Source organism: Allobosea sp. 2RAB26 (genome assembly GCF_052115465.1).
Taxonomy (GTDB): domain Bacteria; phylum Pseudomonadota; class Alphaproteobacteria; order Rhizobiales; family Beijerinckiaceae; genus Allobosea.
Genome location: NZ_JBFRGS010000025.1, coordinates 1 through 20,728, shown reverse-complemented (window position 1 = coordinate 20,728; position 20,728 = coordinate 1). Strand labels below are relative to the sequence as shown.

General features: G+C 66.3%; 22 protein-coding genes and 1 tRNA gene. 14 read left to right on the top strand and 9 right to left on the bottom strand.

Going from position 1 to position 20,728, the window contains the following annotated elements:
- Positions 1–65 precede the first annotated feature (65 nt).
- Positions 66–150, bottom strand: a tRNA-Leu gene (locus AB4118_RS30360).
- Between the two features lie 109 nt (positions 151–259).
- Positions 260–529 (bottom strand): FliM/FliN family flagellar motor switch protein, encoded by a 270-nt coding sequence (locus AB4118_RS30355; RefSeq protein ID WP_074471588.1) that lies wholly within the window; start codon positions 527–529, stop codon positions 260–262.
- A gap of 131 nt (positions 530–660) precedes the next feature.
- On the opposite strand from AB4118_RS30355, the gene lipB reads away from it, so the two are divergent.
- The 3 genes from lipB (at position 661) to AB4118_RS30340 (ending at position 3,352) form a co-directional block, all read left to right on the top strand.
- Positions 661–1,362, top strand: coding sequence for a lipoyl(octanoyl) transferase LipB (gene lipB / locus AB4118_RS30350; RefSeq protein ID WP_441493255.1), 702 nt, complete (start codon positions 661–663; stop codon positions 1,360–1,362).
- 93 nt (positions 1,363–1,455) lie between these two features.
- A complete protein-coding gene (locus AB4118_RS30345; RefSeq protein ID WP_113517734.1) occupies positions 1,456–1,638 on the top strand; it encodes a hypothetical protein in 183 nt (60 codons plus the stop codon).
- Between the two features lie 106 nt (positions 1,639–1,744).
- Complete coding sequence (locus tag AB4118_RS30340; RefSeq protein ID WP_441493254.1) at positions 1,745–3,352, top strand: carboxyl transferase domain-containing protein; 1,608 nt, start codon at positions 1,745–1,747, stop codon at positions 3,350–3,352.
- A gap of 25 nt (positions 3,353–3,377) precedes the next feature.
- Here the strand turns inward: AB4118_RS30340 and AB4118_RS30335 are convergent, their stop codons facing one another.
- Positions 3,378–4,466, bottom strand: a complete 1,089-nt coding sequence (locus tag AB4118_RS30335) for a Kelch repeat-containing protein (RefSeq protein WP_441493253.1) — start codon at positions 4,464–4,466, stop codon at positions 3,378–3,380.
- A 158-nt stretch (positions 4,467–4,624) separates the two neighbouring features.
- Between AB4118_RS30335 and AB4118_RS30330 the strand changes: the two genes are divergently transcribed.
- The 5 genes from AB4118_RS30330 to AB4118_RS30310 all read left to right on the top strand — a co-directional run bounded on the left by AB4118_RS30330 (position 4,625) and on the right by AB4118_RS30310 (position 10,728).
- Entirely contained in the window at positions 4,625–5,386 is a 762-nt protein-coding gene (locus AB4118_RS30330) for an SDR family oxidoreductase (protein WP_441493252.1), read from the top strand.
- Positions 5,387–5,483: 97 nt separating this feature from the next.
- Entirely contained in the window at positions 5,484–6,158 is a 675-nt protein-coding gene (locus tag AB4118_RS30325; protein ID WP_441493251.1) for a cation efflux transmembrane domain-containing protein, read from the top strand.
- Positions 6,159–6,319: 161 nt separating this feature from the next.
- Complete coding sequence (locus tag AB4118_RS30320) at positions 6,320–7,255, top strand: sulfurtransferase (protein ID WP_441493250.1); 936 nt, start codon at positions 6,320–6,322, stop codon at positions 7,253–7,255.
- A gap of 40 nt (positions 7,256–7,295) precedes the next feature.
- On the top strand, positions 7,296–8,546 hold the full coding sequence (locus AB4118_RS30315; RefSeq protein WP_441493249.1) for a YeeE/YedE family protein: 1,251 nt from the start codon (positions 7,296–7,298) through the stop codon (positions 8,544–8,546).
- Positions 8,547–8,745: 199 nt separating this feature from the next.
- Positions 8,746–10,728, top strand: a complete 1,983-nt coding sequence (locus AB4118_RS30310) for an acetyl/propionyl/methylcrotonyl-CoA carboxylase subunit alpha (protein WP_441493248.1) — start codon at positions 8,746–8,748, stop codon at positions 10,726–10,728.
- Positions 10,729–10,834: 106 nt separating this feature from the next.
- On the opposite strand, the gene AB4118_RS30305 is transcribed toward AB4118_RS30310, so the two are convergent.
- Both AB4118_RS30305 and AB4118_RS30300 read right to left on the bottom strand, forming a co-directional pair.
- Positions 10,835–11,674 (bottom strand): aminoglycoside phosphotransferase family protein, encoded by an 840-nt coding sequence (locus tag AB4118_RS30305; RefSeq protein WP_441493247.1) that lies wholly within the window; start codon positions 11,672–11,674, stop codon positions 10,835–10,837.
- A 6-nt stretch (positions 11,675–11,680) separates the two neighbouring features.
- Positions 11,681–12,463 carry an SDR family NAD(P)-dependent oxidoreductase gene (locus AB4118_RS30300; RefSeq protein WP_441493246.1) on the bottom strand — a complete coding sequence of 261 codons (783 nt, stop codon included), beginning with the start codon at positions 12,461–12,463 and terminating at the stop codon, positions 11,681–11,683.
- A 167-nt stretch (positions 12,464–12,630) separates the two neighbouring features.
- On the opposite strand from AB4118_RS30300, the gene AB4118_RS30295 reads away from it, so the two are divergent.
- On the top strand, positions 12,631–13,068 hold the full coding sequence (locus AB4118_RS30295; protein ID WP_441493245.1) for a DUF1489 family protein: 438 nt from the start codon (positions 12,631–12,633) through the stop codon (positions 13,066–13,068).
- A gap of 66 nt (positions 13,069–13,134) precedes the next feature.
- On the opposite strand, the gene panC is transcribed toward AB4118_RS30295, so the two are convergent.
- Complete coding sequence (gene panC, locus AB4118_RS30290) at positions 13,135–13,983, bottom strand: pantoate--beta-alanine ligase (protein WP_441493244.1); 849 nt, start codon at positions 13,981–13,983, stop codon at positions 13,135–13,137.
- Positions 13,984–14,085: 102 nt separating this feature from the next.
- On the opposite strand from panC, the gene AB4118_RS30285 reads away from it, so the two are divergent.
- The gene (locus AB4118_RS30285) at positions 14,086–14,838 is read left to right on the top strand and encodes a VWA domain-containing protein (protein ID WP_441493243.1); all 753 of its coding nucleotides are present in this window, start codon (positions 14,086–14,088) and stop codon (positions 14,836–14,838) included.
- Positions 14,835–15,548: a J domain-containing protein gene (locus AB4118_RS30280; RefSeq protein WP_441493242.1), complete on the top strand. Its 714-nt coding sequence runs from the start codon at positions 14,835–14,837 to the stop codon at positions 15,546–15,548. Before AB4118_RS30285 ends, AB4118_RS30280 begins: the two co-directional genes overlap by 4 nt.
- A gap of 45 nt (positions 15,549–15,593) precedes the next feature.
- On the opposite strand, the gene AB4118_RS30275 is transcribed toward AB4118_RS30280, so the two are convergent.
- Complete coding sequence (locus AB4118_RS30275) at positions 15,594–17,285, bottom strand: SPOR domain-containing protein (protein WP_441493241.1); 1,692 nt, start codon at positions 17,283–17,285, stop codon at positions 15,594–15,596.
- Between the two features lie 331 nt (positions 17,286–17,616).
- Here AB4118_RS30275 and AB4118_RS30270 point away from each other — a divergent pair, with 331 nt between their 5' ends.
- Positions 17,617–17,958 (top strand): phasin family protein, encoded by a 342-nt coding sequence (locus tag AB4118_RS30270; protein WP_441493240.1) that lies wholly within the window; start codon positions 17,617–17,619, stop codon positions 17,956–17,958.
- A gap of 235 nt (positions 17,959–18,193) precedes the next feature.
- Here AB4118_RS30270 and AB4118_RS30265 read toward each other — a convergent pair whose 3' ends face one another.
- Positions 18,194–18,667, bottom strand: coding sequence for a GNAT family N-acetyltransferase (locus AB4118_RS30265; RefSeq protein WP_441493239.1), 474 nt, complete (start codon positions 18,665–18,667; stop codon positions 18,194–18,196).
- A 129-nt stretch (positions 18,668–18,796) separates the two neighbouring features.
- On the opposite strand from AB4118_RS30265, the gene AB4118_RS30260 reads away from it, so the two are divergent.
- Positions 18,797–19,345 (top strand): GNAT family N-acetyltransferase, encoded by a 549-nt coding sequence (locus tag AB4118_RS30260; RefSeq protein ID WP_441493238.1) that lies wholly within the window; start codon positions 18,797–18,799, stop codon positions 19,343–19,345.
- A 361-nt stretch (positions 19,346–19,706) separates the two neighbouring features.
- A complete protein-coding gene (locus AB4118_RS30255; protein WP_441493287.1) occupies positions 19,707–20,372 on the top strand; it encodes an LssY C-terminal domain-containing protein in 666 nt (221 codons plus the stop codon).
- Between the two features lie 110 nt (positions 20,373–20,482).
- Here the strand turns inward: AB4118_RS30255 and AB4118_RS30250 are convergent.
- Positions 20,483–20,728 (bottom strand): autotransporter domain-containing protein (locus AB4118_RS30250; RefSeq protein ID WP_441493237.1); only part of this gene is annotated, 246 nt, incomplete at its 5' end.

Here is a 20,728-nt window from a genome sequence, read left to right as displayed (position 1 = left end):
CGGCAGGGCCGAAAACCAAAACGGCGACCCGCGAGGGTCGCCGTTTCAAGGCATCAGCCTGAATTTGGTGCGGTCAAGAGGACTCGAACCTCCACGGGTCTCCCCGCTACCACCTCAAGGTAGTGCGTCTACCAATTCCGCCATGACCGCAGCGGCTAAGAGAAAACCGCGGTGAGGCGGTGAACTCCGGAGCGGCGCGGGTCTAACAAATCGAATCCGCCGCGACAAGCTCGTTGTGTGGAAAACTTTGAAATCCTTTTCAGGCGGCCTCGGCAATGGTCTGCGCGCTGAAGACCGTGGGGCGCTTCAGGAGCTCGGTGATCTCGACAGAGATGCGCGAACCGCTGACCACGACGTTGCCGCGGGCGAACGGGTGATTGTTGGCGAGAATCTGGACTTCGTCGTTCTCGGTGGCGTTGAGCTCGATGATCGCACCGCGGCCCATGCGCAGCAATTTGTAGATCGGCATCTGAGTCGAGCCCAGAACCACGGTGAGCTCCACCGAAACGAGATCGAGATCGGCCTTCAAGTCCTGCCTCCGAAACCCTACTTGCGAATTCAACCAACGAAACTTGCCTGCCGGCCGGCTTCGGCGCATGAGCCTGCCGGCGACAGGCGGTAGCCGGTTAGCGATCGTTGAACAAACAGAGTTAATGCACCGTGAAGACACGTGAGACGCTTGCGGTTTCATTCCTGCCGCAGCCGGGCTCCGAGCCCGTCGAATGGGTCCATGCCGGGGGGCTTGTCGGCTATGACGAAGCTGTCGCCGAGATGGACGCGCGCGCGGCGCTGATCGCGGACGGCAAGGCCCGCGAGCGCGTCTGGCTAATCGAGCATCCGCCGCTCTATACCGCCGGCACCTCGGCCCGCGAGGCCGATCTGATCGAGCCCGAACGCTTTCCGGTGCATCAGAGCGGCAGGGGCGGGCAGTTCACTTATCACGGTCCCGGCCAGCGGGTGGCCTATGTCATGCTCGACCTGAAGCGTCGCGATCCCGACCTCCGGCGATTCGTTGCCGCCCTCGAAGCCTGGCTGATCGGCACGCTTGAGCGCTTCAATGTCCGCGGCGAGCGGCGCGAGGACCGTGTCGGCGTCTGGGTGCGCCGGCCCGAGAAAGGAGCGGATAGCGAGGACAAGATCGCCGCCATCGGCATCCGCGTCCGGCGCTGGGTTTCGTTCCACGGCATCTCGCTGAATGTCGAGCCGGAGCTGTCGCATTTCGGGGGAATCGTGCCCTGCGGCGTCAGTGACCAGGGCGTGACCTCGCTGGTCGATCTCGGGTTGCCGGTGACGCTTCCGGAGGTCGATTCGATGCTGCGTGCCGAGTTCGAGAGGATCTTCGGGGCAACCGTTCTCGCCTGAGCCTCGACTAAGGCTCTTCATCCTTCGTTCACCATCCGTTGACCAAAGCCGGCCAACCTCCCGCGGTGGGATGAATCGGAAACGGGGACGAAGATGATCCGGACAGTGATGTTCGCGGCCGCCTGCGCGGTCGTGCTGGGTGCCTGCACCACCAACGACAAGATCATCGCCGGCGCGGCTGCGGGCGCCGGCACGGGGGCCCTTATCGGCGGGCCGATCGGAGCGGTTGCGGGGGGCGCGATCGGCGCCGTGGCTGCCCCTGCGGTGGCGCGCTGAGAGCGGGCGGATTTGCGCTCGCGCCCCTGCGCATCCGCGCCGGTTGGCGTTTTTCGCGTGGCGCGCCATAAACCGGCGAGGACTTCTTCGCTTAAGGGAGCGTGCCGTGGCGGTCATCGAGAGCAAGGTCGATCTCAACTCGGCCGAGACGCGCGCCAACGCCGAGGCCTGGGACGGCCTGCGTGCCGAGCTGGCCCGGCACCGCGCGGCCGCTGCGCTCGGCGGCAATGCCAAGTCGCGGGAGCGCCATACCGCTCGTGGAAAACTGCTGCCGCGGGAGCGGGTGCTGCGCCTGCTCGATCCGGGCTCGCCCTTCCTCGAGATCGGGGCGCTGGCCGCCTTCGAGATGTATGACAAGGAGATCCACGGCGCAGGCATGATCGCCGGGATCGGTCGCGTTGCCGGCCGCGAGGTGATGGTCGTCTGCAACGACGCCACCATCAAGGGTGGCACCTATTACCCGATGACGGTGAAGAAGCATCTGCGCGCGCAGGAGATCGCACGCGAGAACCGGCTGCCCTGCGTCTACCTCGTCGATTCCGGCGGTGCCAACCTGCCGCACCAGACCGATGTCTTCCCCGATCGCGAGCATTTCGGCCGGATCTTCTACAATCAGGCGACGCTCTCGGCGGAGGGGATTCCGCAGATCGCCGTCGTCATGGGCTCCTGCACGGCCGGCGGAGCCTATGTGCCGGCGATGTCGGACGAGACGGTGATCGTGCGCCGGCAGGGCACGATCTTCCTGGGCGGTCCGCCGCTGGTGAAGGCGGCGACCGGCGAGGTCGTCTCGGCCGAGGACCTGGGCGGCGCCGATGTCCATGCGAGGCTGTCCGGCGTCGCCGACCATTATGCCGGCGACGACACCCATGCGCTCGCGATTGCGCGCCGCATCGCTGCCAACCTGAACAGCGTCAAGCGTCCCGATATCGACATTGCCGAGCCGGAGGAGCCACTCTACGACCCCGCCGAGCTCGAGGCCGTGGTACCGACCGACCTGAAGAAGCAATACGACATCCGCGAGGTTATCGCCCGGCTCGTCGACGGCTCCGAATTTGACGAATTCAAGCGACTCTACGGCACGACGCTGGTCACCGGTTTTGCCCGCATCCACGGCATGCCGGTCGGCATCATCGCCAATAATGGCATCCTGTTCTCGGAGAGCGCGCTGAAGGGCGCGCATTTCATCGAACTCTGCTGCCAGCGTCGCATTCCGCTGCTCTTCCTGCAGAACATCACCGGCTTCATGGTCGGCCGCGATGTCGAGACGCGCGGCATTGCCAAGGACGGCGCCAAGCTGGTCACGGCAGTCGCCTCGGCCCGCGTGCCGAAGATCACCGTACTGGTTGGCGGCTCCTTCGGCGCCGGCAATTACGGCATGTGCGGGCGCGCCTATTCACCGCGTTTCCTGTTCACCTGGCCCAACTCCCGTATCTCGGTGATGGGCGGCGAGCAGGCGGCGAGCGTGCTCGCGACCGTCCGCCGCGACAATATCGAGGCTGAGGGCAAGTCCTGGTCGGCCGAGGAGGAAGAGGCCTTCAGGGCCCCGATCCGCGCGAAATACGAGGATGAGGGCTCGCCCTATCACGCCACCGCGCGGCTCTGGGACGATGGCATCATCCTTCCCTCCGAGACGCGCCGCGTGCTGGCGCTGGCCTTCTCCGCCTGTCTCAATGCCGAAGTGCCGGAGACCCGCTTCGGCGTCTTCCGGATGTGAGGCGGGAGCGCTGGCCGCCAGGGGCTCAGCCCAGCACAAATGCCTCGTGCACGGCGCTCTGGACGCCGCCGCCCATGATCGGGCCGCCGCCGGCGACATGGATGGCGTCTCCGACCAGTGCAGCGCCGAGCCCGTGGCGGGGCGTTGGCATTGGAGCGTATTGCTCCCAGGCATCGCCAACGGGGTCATAGGCCTCCATCTGGCCGAAGACGCGGTTGGTGCCTTCGCCGCCCATGACGAAGACCTTTCCGCGGTAGAGCACCGCGCCGTGGCCGGAGCGGGCTGTTGGCAGCGGATTGCGCGGCGTCCATTTGTCGGTCGCCGGGTCATAGGCGTGGTGCAGGTTCGAATTGGTGTGGAAGGAGTCGACGCGGCCGCCGATGACATGGATCAGGGGCGCGATGGCGAGCGTGCCGGTGTGGTCGCGGGCGGTCGGCAACGGCGCGCGGTTCTCCCAGTTGTCGGCCTTGGGATCGTAGGTCAGGTGCCAGTCGATCGACTTCTTGCTGTCGGTCGTCTCGCCGATGGCGCCGCCAATGACATGCAACCGACCGCCCAGGCCAACAATCGCCGCCGAGCCGACGGGGCGCGGCAGGGACCTGATCTCGGCCCATCTGTCTCTCGCCGGATCATAGACGAAGCAGCGCGGATGCGGCTTGCGATTCTGCTCCAGGAAGCCGCCGATCGCGTAGAGCTTTCCGTCCAGGAAGGCGACGCCGACATGGTTGGCGCCTAGCGGCAACGGAGCGGCATCGCTCCAGCGGTCGGAGGCTGCCTCGTAGACATGGTGATAGGGGCGGTCGACGCGCTGCTCGGCATACCCCCCGACGATGTGCATCTTGCCCTCATGCGCCGTCGCCCAGGCCATTTCCGAGCGCGGCATCGGCAGCGGCGCCTTCGCCTGCCAGCGGCCGGGGTTGGCGGCCTTCGGGGCAGGGGAATCGAAGACGTTCTGCGTCTTTGCAAGTTCCGGCCGGTCGATGCGGCCGGGCTGGTTCAGCCGCTCATAGGCGCCGCCATGGTGCTCGTGGCCCGGCTGCTGGGCCAGTGCGGGGGCAGTTGCAAGCGTTGCCGCTCCGGTGGCGATGAAACGGCGGCGGCTCAGGCTGGTCATCATGCATCCTCCCTCGCTACAAGACTATGTCAGCCGCGGGCCTTGGCAAGCGAAAGGGCGGGGACGGGCTTGCGCCAAACCCTGTTCCGCATACTGCATACGCTGTTATGGTCCGGCCGCCTGAAACGGTTGAAATCACGGGAAACGCGAGGATACGCATGTCTGGGCACAACAAGGTCGCCATCATCACCGGTGCGGGTTCGGGCGTCGGCCGCGCCGTCGCGATCGCCTTCCTCAAGGACGGGTATCGCACGGTCCTCGCCGGGCGTCGGGTGGACGCGCTGGAGGAGACGATCAAGCTCTCGGGCGCCCCGGCCGCGCAGGCGCTCGCCGTCTCGACCGATGTGACCGACCAGGCTTCCGTGAAGAACCTCTTTGCCAGGACGAAGGAGACTTTTGGCCGCCTCGACGTGCTGTTCAACAATGCCGGCGTCAATGCACCGGGCGGAATCCTGCTCGAGGATCTCTCGCTAGAGCAGTGGCAGGCGGTGGTCGACACCAACCTGACCGGGCCGTTCCTCTGCACGCAGGAGGCCTTCAAGCAGATGAAGGACCAGAGCCCGCGCGGCGGTCGCATCATCAACAACGGCTCGATCTCGGCGCAGGTGCCGCGCCCGAACTCGGCCGCCTATACCGCGACCAAGCACGCGATCAGCGGCCTGACCAAGACCGCATCGCTCGACGGCCGCAAATACGACATCGCGGTCGGCCAGGTCGATATCGGCAATGCACTGACCGAGATGGCGCAGAAGATGACGACCGGCGTGCCGCAGGCCGACGGCTCGATCAAGGTTGAGGCGGTGATGGACGTGGCGCATGTCGCCTCCACGGTTCTGCACATGGCGAGCCTGCCGATCGAGGCCAATGTGCTGTTCGTCACCGTGATGGCGACCAAGGCGCCGCTGGTCGGGCGCGGCTGATCTCTCGGCGTCACGGCTGGGCCTGTCCCGGTCATGACGCCTTGCGTCGCCAGCTCGTTGCAGGACAGTGGGATGCCGGCCTTGAGGAGCGCCTTGCATGTCCGCGTTCGAGACGAACACGCCGTTTGAAGACATGGAAGGTCGGGGCGGGCCCGGCCATGACAGCAAGGCGCAGGCACGCATGGCCCGCGCCTATCGCCTGACCATCTGGGGCATCGCGCTCGGCATTTTCCTGTTCGCCGCCCATGTCGTGCTCTGGGCGCACGGCATCGGCAACGCCCAACTGCTCAAGGACGGCGTCGACTGGGTCTACGACGTCCTGCTCTACGGCATCGCCGCGCTGGTCTTCGGCCGTGACGAGCGGGCCGAGCGCTGGGCCGCGCTCGGTATCGGGGCGGTCATGGCGGTCGCCGGTATCCACACGCTCTACGACCTCTGGGACAAGATTGTCAGCCCAAGGCCGATCGAGATCTGGACGCTCGGCTTCTCCGCGGCGAGCGCGATCGTCATCGCCATCCTGATCGTCGCGCTGCTCTGGCGCTTCCGCCGCGAGACCAATCCGGTGATCAAGGCGACCTGGCTCTCCAGCCGCAACGACGTGATCTCGACCACCGGCTTTGCGCTGCTTGGTCTCGTCGCCCGCGTCGCCCCGGTGCGCTGGCCGGAATATCTGTTCGACCTCATCGTGGCCGGCATCTGCTTCCAGGCGACCTGGGCGATCTGGAAAGCTGCCCGGGTGCCGCAGGACAAAACCCTCCCAGCGGAAGCCTGACACGGGCCTTTCGGAAGGATCTTCCCCTACGGCAGGCGCCGGGGGACGGTTCTTGTCCGCACCCGGCAAACAAAAAAATCCTGTTCGGCTGTTCTTGCGCGGCCCTGGCGGCGACGATCTCCCTCCCGATTTCTCGATCAAATGGACGGAGTTGAGGCGATATGGCTGGGAAGACGCGACTGGGATGGGTGCTCGGTTCGGTGCTGGGGGGGCTCGCATCGATCGGGGCTGCCTGGGCGAATGGCGGTCCGCTGGTGACGACCGAATGGCTCGAGCAGAACCTCGCGAATCCGACGCTTCGGATCGTCGAGGTCAGCGTCGAGCCTGGGCTCTATGAACGCGGCCATATCCCGGGGGCGCAGAACGTCGTCTGGCACACCGATCTGGTCGAGACCGTGTCACGGGATATCGCGACACCTGAGAAATTCCAGGCGCTGGCCCGCAAGCTCGGCCTCGACAAGGATACGACGGTCGTTCTCTACGGCGACAGCAACAACTGGTTCGCCGCCTGGGGCGCCTGGGTGTTCGACATCTACGGCCTGCGCGACAACGTGAAGCTGCTCGATGGTGGCCGCAAGAAATGGGAGCTGGAGAAGCGCCCGGTCGCGACCAGTCCGGCACCGGTCAAGGCGTCGGGCTTCACCGTCTCCCAACCCAACCGCACGCTGCGCGCGCGGCTGACGGATGTCGTGAATGTCGTCGAAAGGAAGTCCGATGCCCGCATCCTCGACATCCGCTCGCCCGACGAGTTCTCGGGCAAGATCATCGCACCGGCTGGGTTCCAGGAACTGGCGCTCCGCGCCGGCCATATCCCAGGCTCCGTCAACCTGCCCTGGGCACGCGCAGTCAACCAGGCTGATGGCACGATCAAGCCGGTCGAGGAGCTGAGGAAGCTCTATGCCGAGATCGGCATCGACGGCTCGAAGCCGATCATCACGACCTGCCGGATCGGCGAGCGATCGAGCCATAGCTGGTTCATCCTGTCGCGCCTGCTTGGCTACCAGGTCGCCAATTATGACGGTTCCTGGACTGAGTACGGCAATGTCGTCGGCCTGCCGATCAATAACCCGGCGGGCACGGTCTGGAGCGGCAAGTGAGCGCCAGGCTGGCGAGTCTGCCCGGGCAGCATCCATGAGCATGTCCGACGACACTGGCGCGCTCGATTATCAGCGGGCGCGCGAAGCCGCCTCGGGCGGGATTGCTGCCGATGAGCTGCAGTTCCCGCCTGCGCGCTTCGTGGCCGCGACGGCCGTCGTCCTGGTGCTCGCCGGGGCGATCCATCTCGTCGGAACCCATGGCGACCCGGCACCGCAACTGCAGCTCTCGCTGATCCTCGGCGCGGTCTTCGGTTTCGTGCTGCAGCGCTCCCGCTTCTGCTTCCTCTGCATCTGGCGGGACTGGCTCGACCGGCGCGACCCGCGCGGTCTGCTCGGTATCCTGACTGCGCTTGCGGTCGGCATCGTCGGCTATACCCTGATCTTCGGAGCCTGGCTGCCCGACCCGTCGGGGGCACGGCTGCCGCCGACGGCCCATATCGGTCCGGTCGGTCCTGTACTGGTTCTGGCGGGCCTGGCTTTCGGCGCCGGCATGGCGATCTCCGGCTCCTGCATCAGTGCCCATTGGTACAGACTGGGCGAAGGCTCGCCGACCGCGCCCTTCGCGCTGATCGGGGCCGGGCTTGGCTTCGGGCTCGGTTTCCTGAGCTGGAACGAACTCTACCTGCTCAGCATCTCGGAATCCGCGGTGCTCTGGCTGCCGCGCCATCTCGGCTATGCCGGCGCGCTGCTCGGTGGCCTTGGCGCGCTGGCCGCGCTGGCGCTCGTGCTGTTGCGGGTAGGGCGGCCGATCGGCGGGACCGAAGCGGAGTCACAAGCCCCTTTGCATCAGGTCTTCGTCGCGCGCTGGCCGTCCTGGCTCGGCGGTCTCTTCCTCGGCCTCGTCGGCATAGCAGCCTATCTGCGGCTGAGCCCGCTCGGCGTCACGGCCGAACTCGGCTCGCGCTCACGGCAGGTGGCGAACGCTTTCGACCTGCTGCCGGAGCGGCTGGAAGGCCTCGACAGCTTTCGCGGCTGCGCCACGGTGATCCGTGACGCCTTGCTGACGCCGAACGGTCTGTTCGTCATCGGCCTTGTGCTGGCGTCCTTCTGCGCTGCGCTCGCTTCGGGCGAGTTCAGGCCGAGCCTGCCGCGTCCGCCACAGATCCTGCGTGGGATTCTGGGTGGCGTGCTCCTCGGTTGGGGAACACTGGTCGGGCTTGGCTGCACGGTCGGCACGCTGCTCTCGGGCGTATCGGCAGGCGCAGTCTCCGGCTGGATCTTTGGTGTGGCGCTGCTGGTCGGAGCTACGGTCACGCTGAAACTCGGCCGCCGACTCGGAGTGCTGAGTTAGGCGGGTCTTCCCTTGGAGCGCAACGAAGCTATCGAAAGGGCTGCTCTGTTGCCTCGCGATCGGTCAGTCGGCTGCGCCTCCTCCCAAAGCGGGGAGGAGGCGTAAGCGCGACGAGCCGCGCATCCGCAGATGCGCAATGGCGCGCAGACATCGCCGTGCGGATTGCTATAACGGGGCAGACGTTCAAAGGACGCGGCCCATGACGATCGCCGAGAAACTGCCTTCCATCCTGATCGCCAATCGCGGCGAGATCGCTTGCCGCGTCATCCGGACAGCCAGGCGCCTGGGCCTGCGCACCATCGCGGTCCATTCCGACGCCGATGAGGATGCGCTCTTCGTAGAGATGGCGGACGAGGCCTATCGGATCGGTCCTGCGCCGGCCCGCGAAAGCTATCTCGACGCCGAGAAGATCCTGGCCGTTGCCAGGCAGGCGAATGCTGCCTGCATCCATCCGGGCTACGGCTTCCTCTCCGAGAATGCCGATTTCGCCGATGCCTGCACCGCTGCCGGCATCGTCTTCGTCGGTCCGCCGGCCTCGGCCATTCGCGCCATGGGCTTGAAGGATGCAGCCAAGGCGCTGGTCGAGAAGGCGAAGGTGCCGGTGGTCCCGGGCTATCACGGCGCCGAACAGGATGTCGGCTTCCTCGCGGGGCAAGCCGAAGTGATCGGCTATCCCGTGCTGATCAAGGCGGTCGCGGGTGGCGGCGGCAAAGGCATGAAAAAGGTCGATCGGCCAGAGGATTTCGCCGACGCGCTCTCCAGCGCCCAGCGTGAAGGCAAGAGCGCCTTCGGCGATGCCCGCGTGCTGGTGGAGAAATACGTGCTCTCGCCGCGCCATGTCGAAATTCAGGTCTTTGGCGACAGTCATGGCAATGTCGTCCACCTCTACGAACGCGATTGCTCACTGCAGCGCCGGCACCAGAAGGTGATCGAGGAGGCCCCGGCTCCGGGCATGAGCGCCGAGGTCCGGGCGGCGATGGGCAAGGCAGCCACCGAGGCGGCGCGCGCTGTCGGTTATGTCGGCGCCGGCACGGTCGAGTTCATTGCGGATGGGCGGGAAGGCCTGAGGGCCGACCGCTTCTATTTCATGGAAATGAATACGCGCCTGCAGGTCGAGCACCCGGTCACGGAGGCGATCACGGGGCTCGATCTGGTCGAGCTCCAGCTCAAGGTGGCGGCCGGCGAGCCGCTCGGCTTCACCCAGTCCGATGTGCAGGCGAATGGGCATGCCGTCGAAGCGCGGCTCTATGCCGAGGATCCCGAAAAGGGGTTCCTGCCGTCGACCGGCAAGCTCTGGGCGCTGCAGTTCACCGAGGGGGAAGGCATCCGCATCGATACGGGCGTCGAGGCCGGCGACACGGTGACGCCGTTCTACGATCCGATGATTGCCAAGGTCATCGCCCATGGCGCCGATCGCAATGAGGCGCTCGACCGACTGGCGCAGGCGCTGGGCGAAACGATCGTCGCCGGGCCGCGCACCAACCTTGCCTTCCTCAAGCATCTCGCGGAGGCCGAGGGCTTCCGGCAGGGGCCATTCGATACCGGTTTCATCGATCGTAATCTCGATGCGCTGGGTGCCGTGCCGCAGCCGCTCGATGCCGCGGCGGTAGCTGCTGCCGCGCTGCAGCTCGAGGAGCAGCGCCAGGAGGCCGGCCTCGTTGCAGCGGCGGCGCATGAGGGCGGGGCGCTTTCGCCCTGGGTCGTTCCCGATGCCTTCTCGCTGATGCCGCGCCAGCCGCTTGGCCTGCCGCTCTCAGTCGACGGCGAACGGATCGATGCCCGGATCGAGTGGCATGAAGACGGTGCGCGCGTCAGCCTGCCTGGCCATGAGATCGATGAGGGCGAGCACGAGATCACGCTGGCGCAGGCCGAGCGGGGCGTCTGGTTCGCGCTGCACCGCGGGCGGCAGACGACGGTTTCGCTCTACGATCCGTTTGCGGTCGATCTCGACGCCGCCGCGGGGTCTGGGGGCGTCATCAAGGCGCCGATGCATGGCAAGCTGATCGCGCTCTTCGTCCAGCCCGGCGAGCTGGTCACCAAGGGCCAGCGGCTCGCGATCGTCGAGGCGATGAAGATGGAGCATGTGCTGACGGCTCCGCGCGACGGCACCGTGACCGAAGTTGCCGGTCAGCCGGGGGCACAGGTGGCCGAGGGCGCCAAGGTCGTGGTGCTGGGAGAGTAGGGCTCCAACTGATTTCGGTTATCCCAGCGTTGCTGGCCCGCCATCGTTGATGCCACCGCCGCGCTTCAGCGGGATAGCCTTGTGCCAGCCGAGAATTGGGCCGGCTCTAGGTTTCATCGAGGAGCGCCGCAGCCTTTTCCGCGACGGCAAGATTGATCTCTGCAAGCGGGTCGTCGTCGCCGAGGAACCAGGCGGCCGACAATCCGCACCAGGCCAGGAGCCAGCTCAGCAGGCGGCGGCGTTCCAGCCCCGATTTCTCCAGAACGATCTCCAGCCGACGCTCGAAACGCCCCGGGACGATGGCGACAGGTGGATCGGGGTCCGAGAGATCGGGATCGCAGAACAGGATCGTGTACTCGAAGGCGCGGTCGCCGAGCACACATTTCGGGTCGATGGCGAGCCAGCCGCGCGACTCGAAATCGAGCACGTTGTCGTGGTGGAGATCGGCATGCAGCGGCACGATCTCGCGCTGCGCCGGGAGCAATTCGGTCGCCGCCGCAGCAGAGCGCGCCAGGATGCCACCCCGCTGCGCCGCCATCGGAAACAGGTCCGCAAACCAGGTTTCGAGCGGAATGAGGCCGGCCGGTGCCCGGCCGCGCGGTTTGTGCAATCCCGCGATCGCTTCGCACAGGATCGCCGTCGCCTCGTCGTCGGCAGCGGCGCTGTTGCGAGCCATGGCCGAAAGCGAACGTTGGCCGGTCGCGCGTTCGAGCAGCATGGCGTCGCCGGTCGGGCTGCGGGCGAGCAGCCGTGCCGCCCCCTCGCCAGCCCAGTATTCCAGCGGCAAATAACCGAGGCGCTCGTCGGGCGCCTCCGGCAGCTTCAGCATGGCGGGCGCGCCATGGTGCCTGACCGGGAGAAGGTGGCTGCTATGGGTGACGATCGGCACGCCGTCGGGCACCAGGCCCCAGCGTGCGAGATGGGGCGCGTAGTCATAGTCTGGCATGCTGCCTCAGGTCGTCTGCGTGCGGTTGCGGCCGATCAGGGGATATTGCTCGACCTCGTAGATCTGGCCGGAGACCGGTGCGCTATCGTCGGAGAGCCAGAACGCTGTGTGGGCGGCGATCTCGTCGGGCTGCATGATCCGGCCCGTCGGGGCGAAGATCGGCGAAACATGGTTCTGCCAGCCCGGCTCGCGCCCCTCGCGCTGCTGGGTCGCGTCCTCGTTCGCCGTAAAGGTCCAGCCGACATTCAGCGCGTTGACCCGGATGCGTTCCTGCCCGAGCGCATCGGCGAGATTACGCGTCATCGTCGTCAATGCGCCCTTCGACATGGAATAGACCGTCAGGTCGCTCTGGCCGCAGAGCGCGTTGATCGAACCGACTGTGACGATGGCGCCCCCGGATTTCTGCAGGCGGAAGGCGGCGATCGCCGCCTCGGCGCACAGAAGCGGGGCGCGGGTATTGATCGCGAAGATATGGTCGAAGAAGGCGGCCGTGGTCTCGCCGATGACGCCGCGTGGATAGATGCCAGCATTGTTGACCAGCCCGTCGATGCGGCCAAAGGCCCTGACGGTGGCGTCGACGAGCATCTGGGCAGTCGCGGGTTCGGCGAGGTCGCCGGTCGCGCCCTGCGTGGAGGCCCCGAGCTTGGCGCAGGCGGCCGCCACATGTGCGTCGTCCTGGCCATGAACCAGGACCTTGGCGCCTTCGGCGACGAGACGTTCCGCCATCGCATAGCCGATGCCCGATGTGCTTCCGGTGACGAGAATGGCCTTGCCAGCAAGTCCGCGCATGTTCTGGGTCTCCTTCTCCCGGTACTGAGGTATCGCGTCTCTCGGCTGTCGTCATCCCGGGTCAGCGCAAGCAGAGCCCGGAGACGGCTGAGAGCGGGCGATCCAGCCTCTGTGGAGAAACTCCGGCAACGCTGGCCCGGTTCGCCAGGGGGGATTAATATGCGGCCATGGCCTTGCACATGCTCAAACTCTGCGTCGGCGCCGAATCCATTCGCGATCTCGAGGAATGGGTCGAGGAGCAGATGGCGTTGATGCGCCGGCTCGGCCGCCGGGAAGAGCAGACCCATACCACCCGCATGGTGCCCAAGCGCATCAAGGAGATCGTCGATGGCGGCTCGCTCTACTGGGTGATCAAGGGGCAGATCTCGGCGCGCCAGCGACTGACGGATATTCGGCCTTTCACCGATGGCGAGGGGATCGGGCGCTGCCATCTGGTGATGGAGCCGGTAGTGATCCCGGTCGAGCCGCGGCCGTTCCGCCCCTTCCAGGGCTGGCGCTACCTGCAGCCCAAGGACGCCCCGCGCGACATCGGCCAGCATGGCGGTGACCTTGCCGAGATGCCGGAAGAGATGCGACGCGAACTGGCTGGGCTGGGTCTGCTTTAGGCCCGTGTTCTCTCGGGGAGCGGCCGACTGCGCCCCCAAGGGCTGCTCGGGATCCGGGTTAGCCCGTCACACGGAAATGTTGTCGATCAGCCGCGTTCCGCCGAGGCGCGCCGCCACCAGCAGCCTGATCGGGCCGTCGGCCAGGCCGGTGACCGGGGCCAGCGTCTCGGCGTGGCGGGCCTCGAGATAGTCGAGCTCGAACCCGGCGGTGATGATCTCGCTTTGCGCCTGGCCGACCGCCTGGAAGAGCGGGTCCTCGTTGCGGATGCGCATGGCAAGGTTTTGCATGACACGGTGGAGCAGGGGCGCCAGCGCGCGTTCCTCAGGCGAGAGGTAGCGGTTGCGTGAGGACATCGCGAGGCCATCCGGCTCGCGATGGGTCGGCGCGGGGATGATCTCGATGCCGAGATCGAGATCCGCCCCCATCCGCGTCACCACCTTGAGCTGCTGGTAGTCCTTCTCGCCGAAGACGGCGCAATCAGCCCGGCTCTGGGTGAACAGCTTGCAGCAAATCGTTGCGACACCCTCGAAATGCGTCGGGCGGAAGCGATCGTCGAGGCCGACGGCGGCCGGGCCGAGCAGCAGCACGCGGCTGGCGAAGCCCGCCGGGTACATCTCCTCGACCGAGGGGAAGAAGATCGCGTCCGCCTGCGCCGCTTCCAGCAGGCTGCGGTCGGTGTCGAATGTGCGGGGATATTTCTTGAAGTCTTCGTGCGGGGCGAACTGGGTCGGATTGACGAAGATCGAGACGACAACGCGGCGCGCATGCTGCTGCGCCAGCTTCACCAGCGCGATATGGCCCTCATGCAGGGCGCCCATGGTCGGCACCAAGGCGACCCTTTCGCCCGCTGCGTGCCAGCCCGCCACCGCCCGGCGCAGGTCCCGGACCGTCTCCACCACCGCCACCTGCGTCATCGGTTCTCTCTCCATCGGCCGGAGACGGGTAGCAAATGCGGGAGCGATGGCCAATATCAGGTTTGGATTCGAGTTTGGCAGCGTGATGCGCCCGGGACCCTGATGACGCGAGAGACCGACAAGGCTGTAGGCAAGGCGGCGGGCGTTTCGCCCAATGCGCCACAGGCCGGCCATTCCGCGCCGGGAGAGATCGACAGGTTCCTCGGCGCCGCCAAGCAGCTCGCACCGCTTGCGACCGGGCAGGCCGGTCGGCTCGTCTTCGCGCTCGACGCCACGATGAGCCGTCAGCCGACCTGGGACCTCGCCTGCTCCCTGCAGGCAAGAATGTTCGAGGTCGCGGCCGGCTCCGGCGGGCTCGCCGTCCAACTCGTCTATTTCCGCGGCTTTGCCGAATGCCGCGCCTCGGGCTGGATTGGCGAACCGCGCCGCCTGACCGGGCTGATGACGCAAATTGCCTGCGAAGGCGGGCAGACCCAGATCTCGCGCGTGCTCAGGCACGTCCGCGACGAGGCCAGGGCAGTGCCGGTGCGCGCCTTCGTCTTCGTCGGCGATGCGATGGAGGAGGATGTCGACACGCTTGCCACCCTTGCCGGCGAACTCGGCCTGCGCGGCATTCGCGGCTTCATGTTCCAGGAGGGGGGCGATCCTGCGGCAAGCGCTGCCTTCGCCTCCATCGCGCGGCTGACCGGTGGCGCCTATGCGCGTTTCGACGCGACTGCGCCGGGCTCGCTGCTCGATCTGCTGCGCGGCGCCGCCGCCTATGCCAGCGGAGGACGCGAGGCGATGCTGAAGCTTGCCGGTGCGAGCCCCGCCGTGAAGGGCCTGCTCGCTGCCATGGATGGAGGCCGTCGGTGACGCTGCTCTACGGCATCGCCGTCGTGATCCTGCTCTGGTGGGTTTCGAAGCTCTTCACCGGGGCCAATCCGCAACTGCTGGCGAAGGCGCTGAAGACGCTGGGTGGCGTTCTCTCGCTTGGCGTGGCGGCTCTCATGATGCTGCGAGGCCGGCTCGACATGGCGATCTTCGTCGGCGGTATCGGAGCCTGGCTCCTCGGCTGGAGTGCCTATGGGCCCGGCGGAATGCGCTTTCCCTGGAGCGGCGGGGCCCGGGAGACACCGGGCGCGCGCTCGCGCGTCTCGTCGACATTGCTGGAGATGGAACTCGACCATGACAGCGGCGGCATGACCGGCAAGGTCAAGGCCGGCGCTTTCGCCGGCCGCGATCTCGATGCGCTGAGCCTCGACGAGATCGCCCGTCTGATGCGGGACTGCCTGGCGCAGGACCCGGAGGGAGCGCGGCTGCTAGAGGCTTATCTCGACCGCCGGACGCCCGGCTGGCGTGAACACGCTGATGGTCACCGCGACGCGGGGCAGGGCGGCGCGACGCGCCCGGGCGCGATGACGCAACAGGAGGCCTACGAGATCCTGGGGCTTCAGCCTGGGGCGGGCGAGGAGGCGGTCCGCGAGGCCCATCGAGCCCTGATGAAGCGGATCCACCCGGACGCCGGAGGCACCAGCGGGCTTGCTGCTCGCGTCAATCAGGCCAAGGATGCTCTGCTGAAGTGAGATTCCGGGCTGGAACGACATGGCTGAGGTCCTTTCCCAGTTCGTTCAGCCGCGGATCGCGAAGCAGGAGAAGCCGTCGCGCTTGAGCTTGGCGCAGGCGTTCTGAGCGTCCTTCGGATCCTCGAAGCCGGCGAAGCGGGCGCGGAAGAGCGTGGTGCCGCCCTTCTCGACCTTCTCGGTGAAGGGGGATGCCTCGGCGAGCGGGCCTGCGGCCTTGGCGCGGGCCTTGGCCAGGATATCCTTGGCCTTGGCTTCGTCATCGGTGGCGCCGAGCTGGATCACCCATTTGCCGGATGGGATCGCGGTTGAACCGCTGCGCGCATCGCTCGCCTTGTTGCTGTCCTGGGCCTTGGCGAGCGTCGTGGTGCCGGCAGAGGGAGCTTTGGCCTGGGCGATGGCCGGGGCGACTTCAGGCTGGCGCAGTTCGACCTTGGCGGGCTCGGGAGCCCGGGCGACGGGCTTTTCTTCAGGTTCGGCAACCTTTGCAATCGACGAGGTGACATCGACATTCGCCGGTGGGCGCAGGATCTTGCCATCAACCGGCGGGGCGCCGATCGACCAGCGCATGGCCGAGGGCGTCGTCGTCGCGGTGACCGGACGCATACCGGAGAGCGGCAGCGGCTGAGCGCCGAGATTGATCGGGCGCGGCGGCGCGATCGGTGTGGTGGTGGTTGCGGCATAGGCGCGGGCAGCCGCCGGGACTTCCGGCTCGCTCTCGACGCGCGGACGCGGCACCGGCCTTGGCGCGGGCTCGCTGGCGGCCGCATGCTGGACGGGAGCCGCGGCAACCTGGGTCGCCTGATGCGGACGCTCCTGCGCCGGCTCGGCCTCGGCGACCATCGGGGCGGACCGCCCGCCGGCCGCGGCGCGCGGCAGATTGGCGGCGACCAGGTCGGCCATGATCTTGTCGCGGCTGGCGCCGGAGCGGCCGCCGAGCACGACCGAGACGATCTGGCGACCGTCCGACTTGGCCGAAGTCATCAGGTTGAAGCCCGAAGCGTTGGTGTAGCCGGTCTTGATGCCGTCCACGCCCTCGACGCGGCCGAGCAGCTTGTTGTGGTTGCGGTAGGCGCCGCCCGCATAGTTGAACACGCGGGTCGAGAACATCGGGTAATAGCGCGGGAAGCGTTCCTGGATCGCGCGGGCGAGAATGGTGAGATCGCGCGCCGTCGTCAGGTTCGGCGGATTATGCGGTAGGCCATGCGGATTGTAGAAGCTGGTCCGGCTCATGCCGAGCGAGCGGGCGCGCGCCGTCATCATCCGTGCGAATTCGTCCTCGGAACCGCCGACATTCTCCGCGACCGCCATGGCGACGTCATTGGCCGATTTGGTGATCAGCGCCATGATCGCGTCGCGCACCTCGATCGTCTCGCCGGGCGCGAAGCCGATCTTGGAAGGCGCCTGACGCGCCGCGTAGGACGAGACCGTCAGCTCGGAGTTCATGTTGAAGCGGCCGCGCTCGAGCTGCTCGAACAGCAGATAGAGCGTCATGACCTTGGTGAGGGAGGCGGGGATGCGCGGGGCATCCTCATTCGCCGCGTGCAGCGTGCGACCGCTCTTCACGTCGACGACCATCGCCGCATAGGGCGGTGTATAGCCACCGCCCACATGGCGCCGCTTCTTGCGTGCGGCCTCGGCAGGGGACGCGGCCACGCTGAGCGCGACGGCGACAACACCGATCAGTCCGACAAGTGCGCGAAGACGCACGCGCCGGGAACCAACGCTACCAGAACTCATGCAACCCGCCTCAACCCAGTACTACTGTTCCCCGGTCTCCGCGGCGTCTGGCGACGTGGCGCGAAGGACACAGTTGGGAAGGTTAGGATGATGGGGTTACGGAGCCGTTAAACGGCGAAAGATCGTGATCCGATCCCGCTCCCGGATGGGCTCCGGGCGGAATGGCATTACCTAGCGTTTGATGCATTGCAGCGCGGCCTTGACTTTTATGTTGCGCTGCACAATATACAGGAAGTCCCCGGTGGTGAACAGTTTCATCAGGCCTTGGGGCGTGGAAACAGGGCCTACGGGCTCGCCAGCAAGGAGGCAACGCTAACGCGTTGTGGGAAGAATGATCCAGCAGTTCGAGACGATCCAGAAGGCTTCCAAGGATAACGTTGATGCGGCTCTGAAGGCCTTCGGCGTCACCTCGAAGGGCGTGCAGACCATTGCCGTCGAAGCCACCGACTATGCCAAGAAGTCCTTCGAGGCCGGCACTGCCGCCATCGAGAAGCTGGCTGGCGTCAAGACGCTCGACAAGGCGCTTGAGATCCAGGCCGACTTCATCAAGACCTCGTTCGAGGGCGCCGTTGCCCAGATGACCAAGATGGGCGAGCTCTACAGCGCCCTGGCCAAGGACGCCTACAAGCCGTTCGAAGGCATCGTCGCCAAGGTCACCCCGGCCGCTAAGTGATACCCGGCCTGCTGCCGCGCCGCCTCATAGCGGCGCGATGCGGGCAGATAGCATTGAGTTTCGGGAAGCCCGGCCATCTGGTCGGGCTTTTTCTTTGCGGAGGCATGCAAGCTCCCGATCTCGCTGGACGGGACGGGAGCACGCCTGATGGAGTCCCGCTTTGAGTGCAGATCAGCCAGATCGCCTCTGAGCGCGATCAACCTCCGAAGGGGGAGAGGGGCCCTGGCGCCCGGCCTTATCGTGAGAGCGAGAGGATGTTCAGGCCCGCGACATTCGCCTCGATCTGTTGCCAGCCCAGGGGAAAGTAGAAGGGCGTGTTGTCAGGCGTCGCGCAGAGATAGACCGTTGGAAAGCCCGCCTCGAAGGCCCTTGCCGCCGCGGCCCGCACCAGTGCCGCTCCTACGCCCCGTCGGCGATGCGCGGGATCGACCCACAGCGCCGCAATCCAGGGGCTGTACCCGGGCCGTTCGTCCATATCGTTGTCGATCAACGACACCGTTCCGAGAAACCGTTCGCCCGCGGCAGCGACAAGCGCAGCCGGGATGATTTCGGGTCCGAGGCTTTGCCGAACGCGGTCGTCGATCTGCTCGAGGAGGTATCCCTCGTCGCGCCACCATGCCTTCCAGATCCGGTCGGACACCGCCTCGCGGAAATGTGGCCGTTCGCTCAGCGCCGTAATCTCGATGGTCTGGTCAGTCGTCGTCATCATCGCACCGGCTTTTCCATGGGGCAGTTCGCAATGGCAAGCCAAAGGCGGTCGCGCTATGGGAGAAGGCGAAGTTACGCTGGCCACGCGGGCGGCCAATGTACGGAACCGGACTGCGGGATGCCTCACGACATGATCGTTACCGGCGCCGGTGCCTGCAACACCTTCGAGACCGAACGACTCTTGCTTCGTCCGCGTACGCTGGCCGACACCAATGATTGCTTCTTCATGGATCGTGAGCCGGAGGTCACCCGCTTCGTCAGCGGTCCATGGTCCGACCCATCCGCCCACCGGGAATTCATCGAGAATCGGACGTCCGGCCCGTGGCTGCCAGGCATGGGCTACTGGACGATCGTGCTGCGCCAGGAGCCTGCCGTTTTCGTCGGATGGGTGCTCTTGATTCCCGTCGACGCAGTCGGACCGGACATCGAGATTGGCTGGCGGCTTCGCCAGCGGTTCTGGGGTCAAGGATTGGCCACGGAAGCCGCGCGACCCGTTCTGACCCACGCCTTCGAGGTGCTGAAGCTCTCGGAGGTTGTTGCGGAGATCGACCGCGAGAATCTCGGTTCCCTGCGGGTTGCGGAGAAGATTGGATTGAAGCAGCGGGGGGCCGCGCCGCATTCAGCAAAGCCCGCTGTCCGGTATTCACTGACCTTCGGCGAAGCTGCAACGGCTTTCTAGCGCCCTCGACCGCCGTGATTGGGGATGGCGGCCGAAGCGAAGAGCCATGTCGACCTTGTCGTCAAGCATGGCGTAATCGTCGCCGATCCGGTTCGGGCTCCCTGATCCCAGTCAACAATCCCAGCCCGGCTTTCGTATCATTCTTCCCTCCGGTCATGAACCGTCGGATGATGACCTGGAAATCCAGGCCGAGACGATGTCCGGTGCCCCTATGACCGAACCGACGACGGAGAGGCGAAGGAAGCGGCGAGCTGTGAAGCTCCTTGCTGCGACCCTCATTCTCTATCTCGGCGTCAGCTATCTCATTCTGCCCGCGGTCTGGACGCGCATCGAGCGAGAGCCGGAGCTGTCAACACGGACGATGTTGACCGCGAATGCGCAGGGCATCCCGGGCGATCCGATCAATGTCGGCCTGATCGGAACGCGTGACGATGTCGTGCGTGCGTTTCATGCGGCCAGTTGGTATCCCGCCGATCCGGTCACCCTGCGGACCAGCCTGGAAATCATCGGGAGCGTCCTGCTCGACAGGCCCTACAAGACCGCGCCGGTCAGCCCTCTCTACTTCGAAGGACGACGCGAGGACCTGGCGTTTGAAAGGCCCGCGGGCGGCAGTGCCGATCGTCGTGAGCATGTGCGGCTCTGGCAGGCGCTTGCAAACGGAACTGATACGCGTCCTGTCTGGCTCGGCTCGGCAACATTTGACAGCGGGGTCACGCTCAGCCGCGACACCGGACAGGTTACACACCGCATTGCCCCCGCTATCGACGAAGAGCGCAAGAGGCTGATCGAGGGGCTGAACAGAGCTCGCATGGTGGTCGGCATCGATCAGATGAAGGGCATTGGCCCGACGCTGACTGGCCGCAACGCTGAGGGCGATCCCTATTATTCGGATGGCGAGATTTGGATAGCCCGCCTCGTCACCGCTGGTAGCGAGGCAGCCAAGCCTGCCGAGATCACGGCGCCACCTCCCCTTATACAGCTGAAGGATGCCGCATTCTCTCTGGGGTCTCGCCTCCTTGCTGATTGACACCGCTTCGTGTCGGGAGAGGCGCACCATCCTGTTCCGGCGATGTGCTGCGCCGGTTGCAATGCGCGGCTGCTCCGTCGCGGAGCCACGCACTTCAAAGGTTGCGCCTGTCAGAACCTGACGTCGAGCCTGCCCTTGAGGGCATGATCGCGGGCGTTGTCGCCCAGTGCGGCACTGTAGCTGACGCCGAGCGTGGTGGTGGCGGTTGCGCGCCAGGCGAGGCCGGCCTCGGCCACCAGGGCGTTGCGGGCAAGCGGGGCGGCAAAGGTCTGGAACGGTGTTGCGGCACCGATGAAGGCAAGCTTGGCCGCGGGTGTGGTGTCGCCGAAGGCATGGCGCCAACCGAGCATGCCGCG

Bases quoted from the DNA above. Each gene is read 5' to 3' on its own strand.
- AB4118_RS30345 (WP_113517734.1), top strand. From the start codon at position 1,456: ATGATCCGGACAGTGATGTTCGCGGCCGCCTGCGCGGTCGTGCTGGGT.
- AB4118_RS30335 (WP_441493253.1), bottom strand. From the start codon at position 4,466: ATGACCAGCCTGAGCCGCCGCCGTTTCATCGCCACCGGAGCGGCAACG.
- AB4118_RS30330 (WP_441493252.1), top strand. From the start codon at position 4,625: ATGTCTGGGCACAACAAGGTCGCCATCATCACCGGTGCGGGTTCGGGC.
- AB4118_RS30325 (WP_441493251.1), top strand. From the start codon at position 5,484: ATGTCCGCGTTCGAGACGAACACGCCGTTTGAAGACATGGAAGGTCGG.
- AB4118_RS30320 (WP_441493250.1), top strand. From the start codon at position 6,320: ATGGCTGGGAAGACGCGACTGGGATGGGTGCTCGGTTCGGTGCTGGGG.
- AB4118_RS30315 (WP_441493249.1), top strand. From the start codon at position 7,296: ATGTCCGACGACACTGGCGCGCTCGATTATCAGCGGGCGCGCGAAGCC.
- AB4118_RS30310 (WP_441493248.1), top strand. From the start codon at position 8,746: ATGACGATCGCCGAGAAACTGCCTTCCATCCTGATCGCCAATCGCGGC.
- AB4118_RS30305 (WP_441493247.1), bottom strand. From the start codon at position 11,674: ATGCCAGACTATGACTACGCGCCCCATCTCGCACGCTGGGGCCTGGTG.
- AB4118_RS30300 (WP_441493246.1), bottom strand. From the start codon at position 12,463: ATGCGCGGACTTGCTGGCAAGGCCATTCTCGTCACCGGAAGCACATCG.
- AB4118_RS30295 (WP_441493245.1), top strand. From the start codon at position 12,631: ATGGCCTTGCACATGCTCAAACTCTGCGTCGGCGCCGAATCCATTCGC.
- panC (WP_441493244.1), bottom strand. From the start codon at position 13,983: ATGACGCAGGTGGCGGTGGTGGAGACGGTCCGGGACCTGCGCCGGGCG.
- AB4118_RS30285 (WP_441493243.1), top strand. From the start codon at position 14,086: ATGACGCGAGAGACCGACAAGGCTGTAGGCAAGGCGGCGGGCGTTTCG.
- AB4118_RS30275 (WP_441493241.1), bottom strand. From the start codon at position 17,285: ATGAGTTCTGGTAGCGTTGGTTCCCGGCGCGTGCGTCTTCGCGCACTT.
- AB4118_RS30270 (WP_441493240.1), top strand. From the start codon at position 17,617: ATGATCCAGCAGTTCGAGACGATCCAGAAGGCTTCCAAGGATAACGTT.
- AB4118_RS30265 (WP_441493239.1), bottom strand. From the start codon at position 18,667: ATGATGACGACGACTGACCAGACCATCGAGATTACGGCGCTGAGCGAA.
- AB4118_RS30260 (WP_441493238.1), top strand. From the start codon at position 18,797: ATGATCGTTACCGGCGCCGGTGCCTGCAACACCTTCGAGACCGAACGA.
- AB4118_RS30255 (WP_441493287.1), top strand. From the start codon at position 19,707: ATGTTGACCGCGAATGCGCAGGGCATCCCGGGCGATCCGATCAATGTC.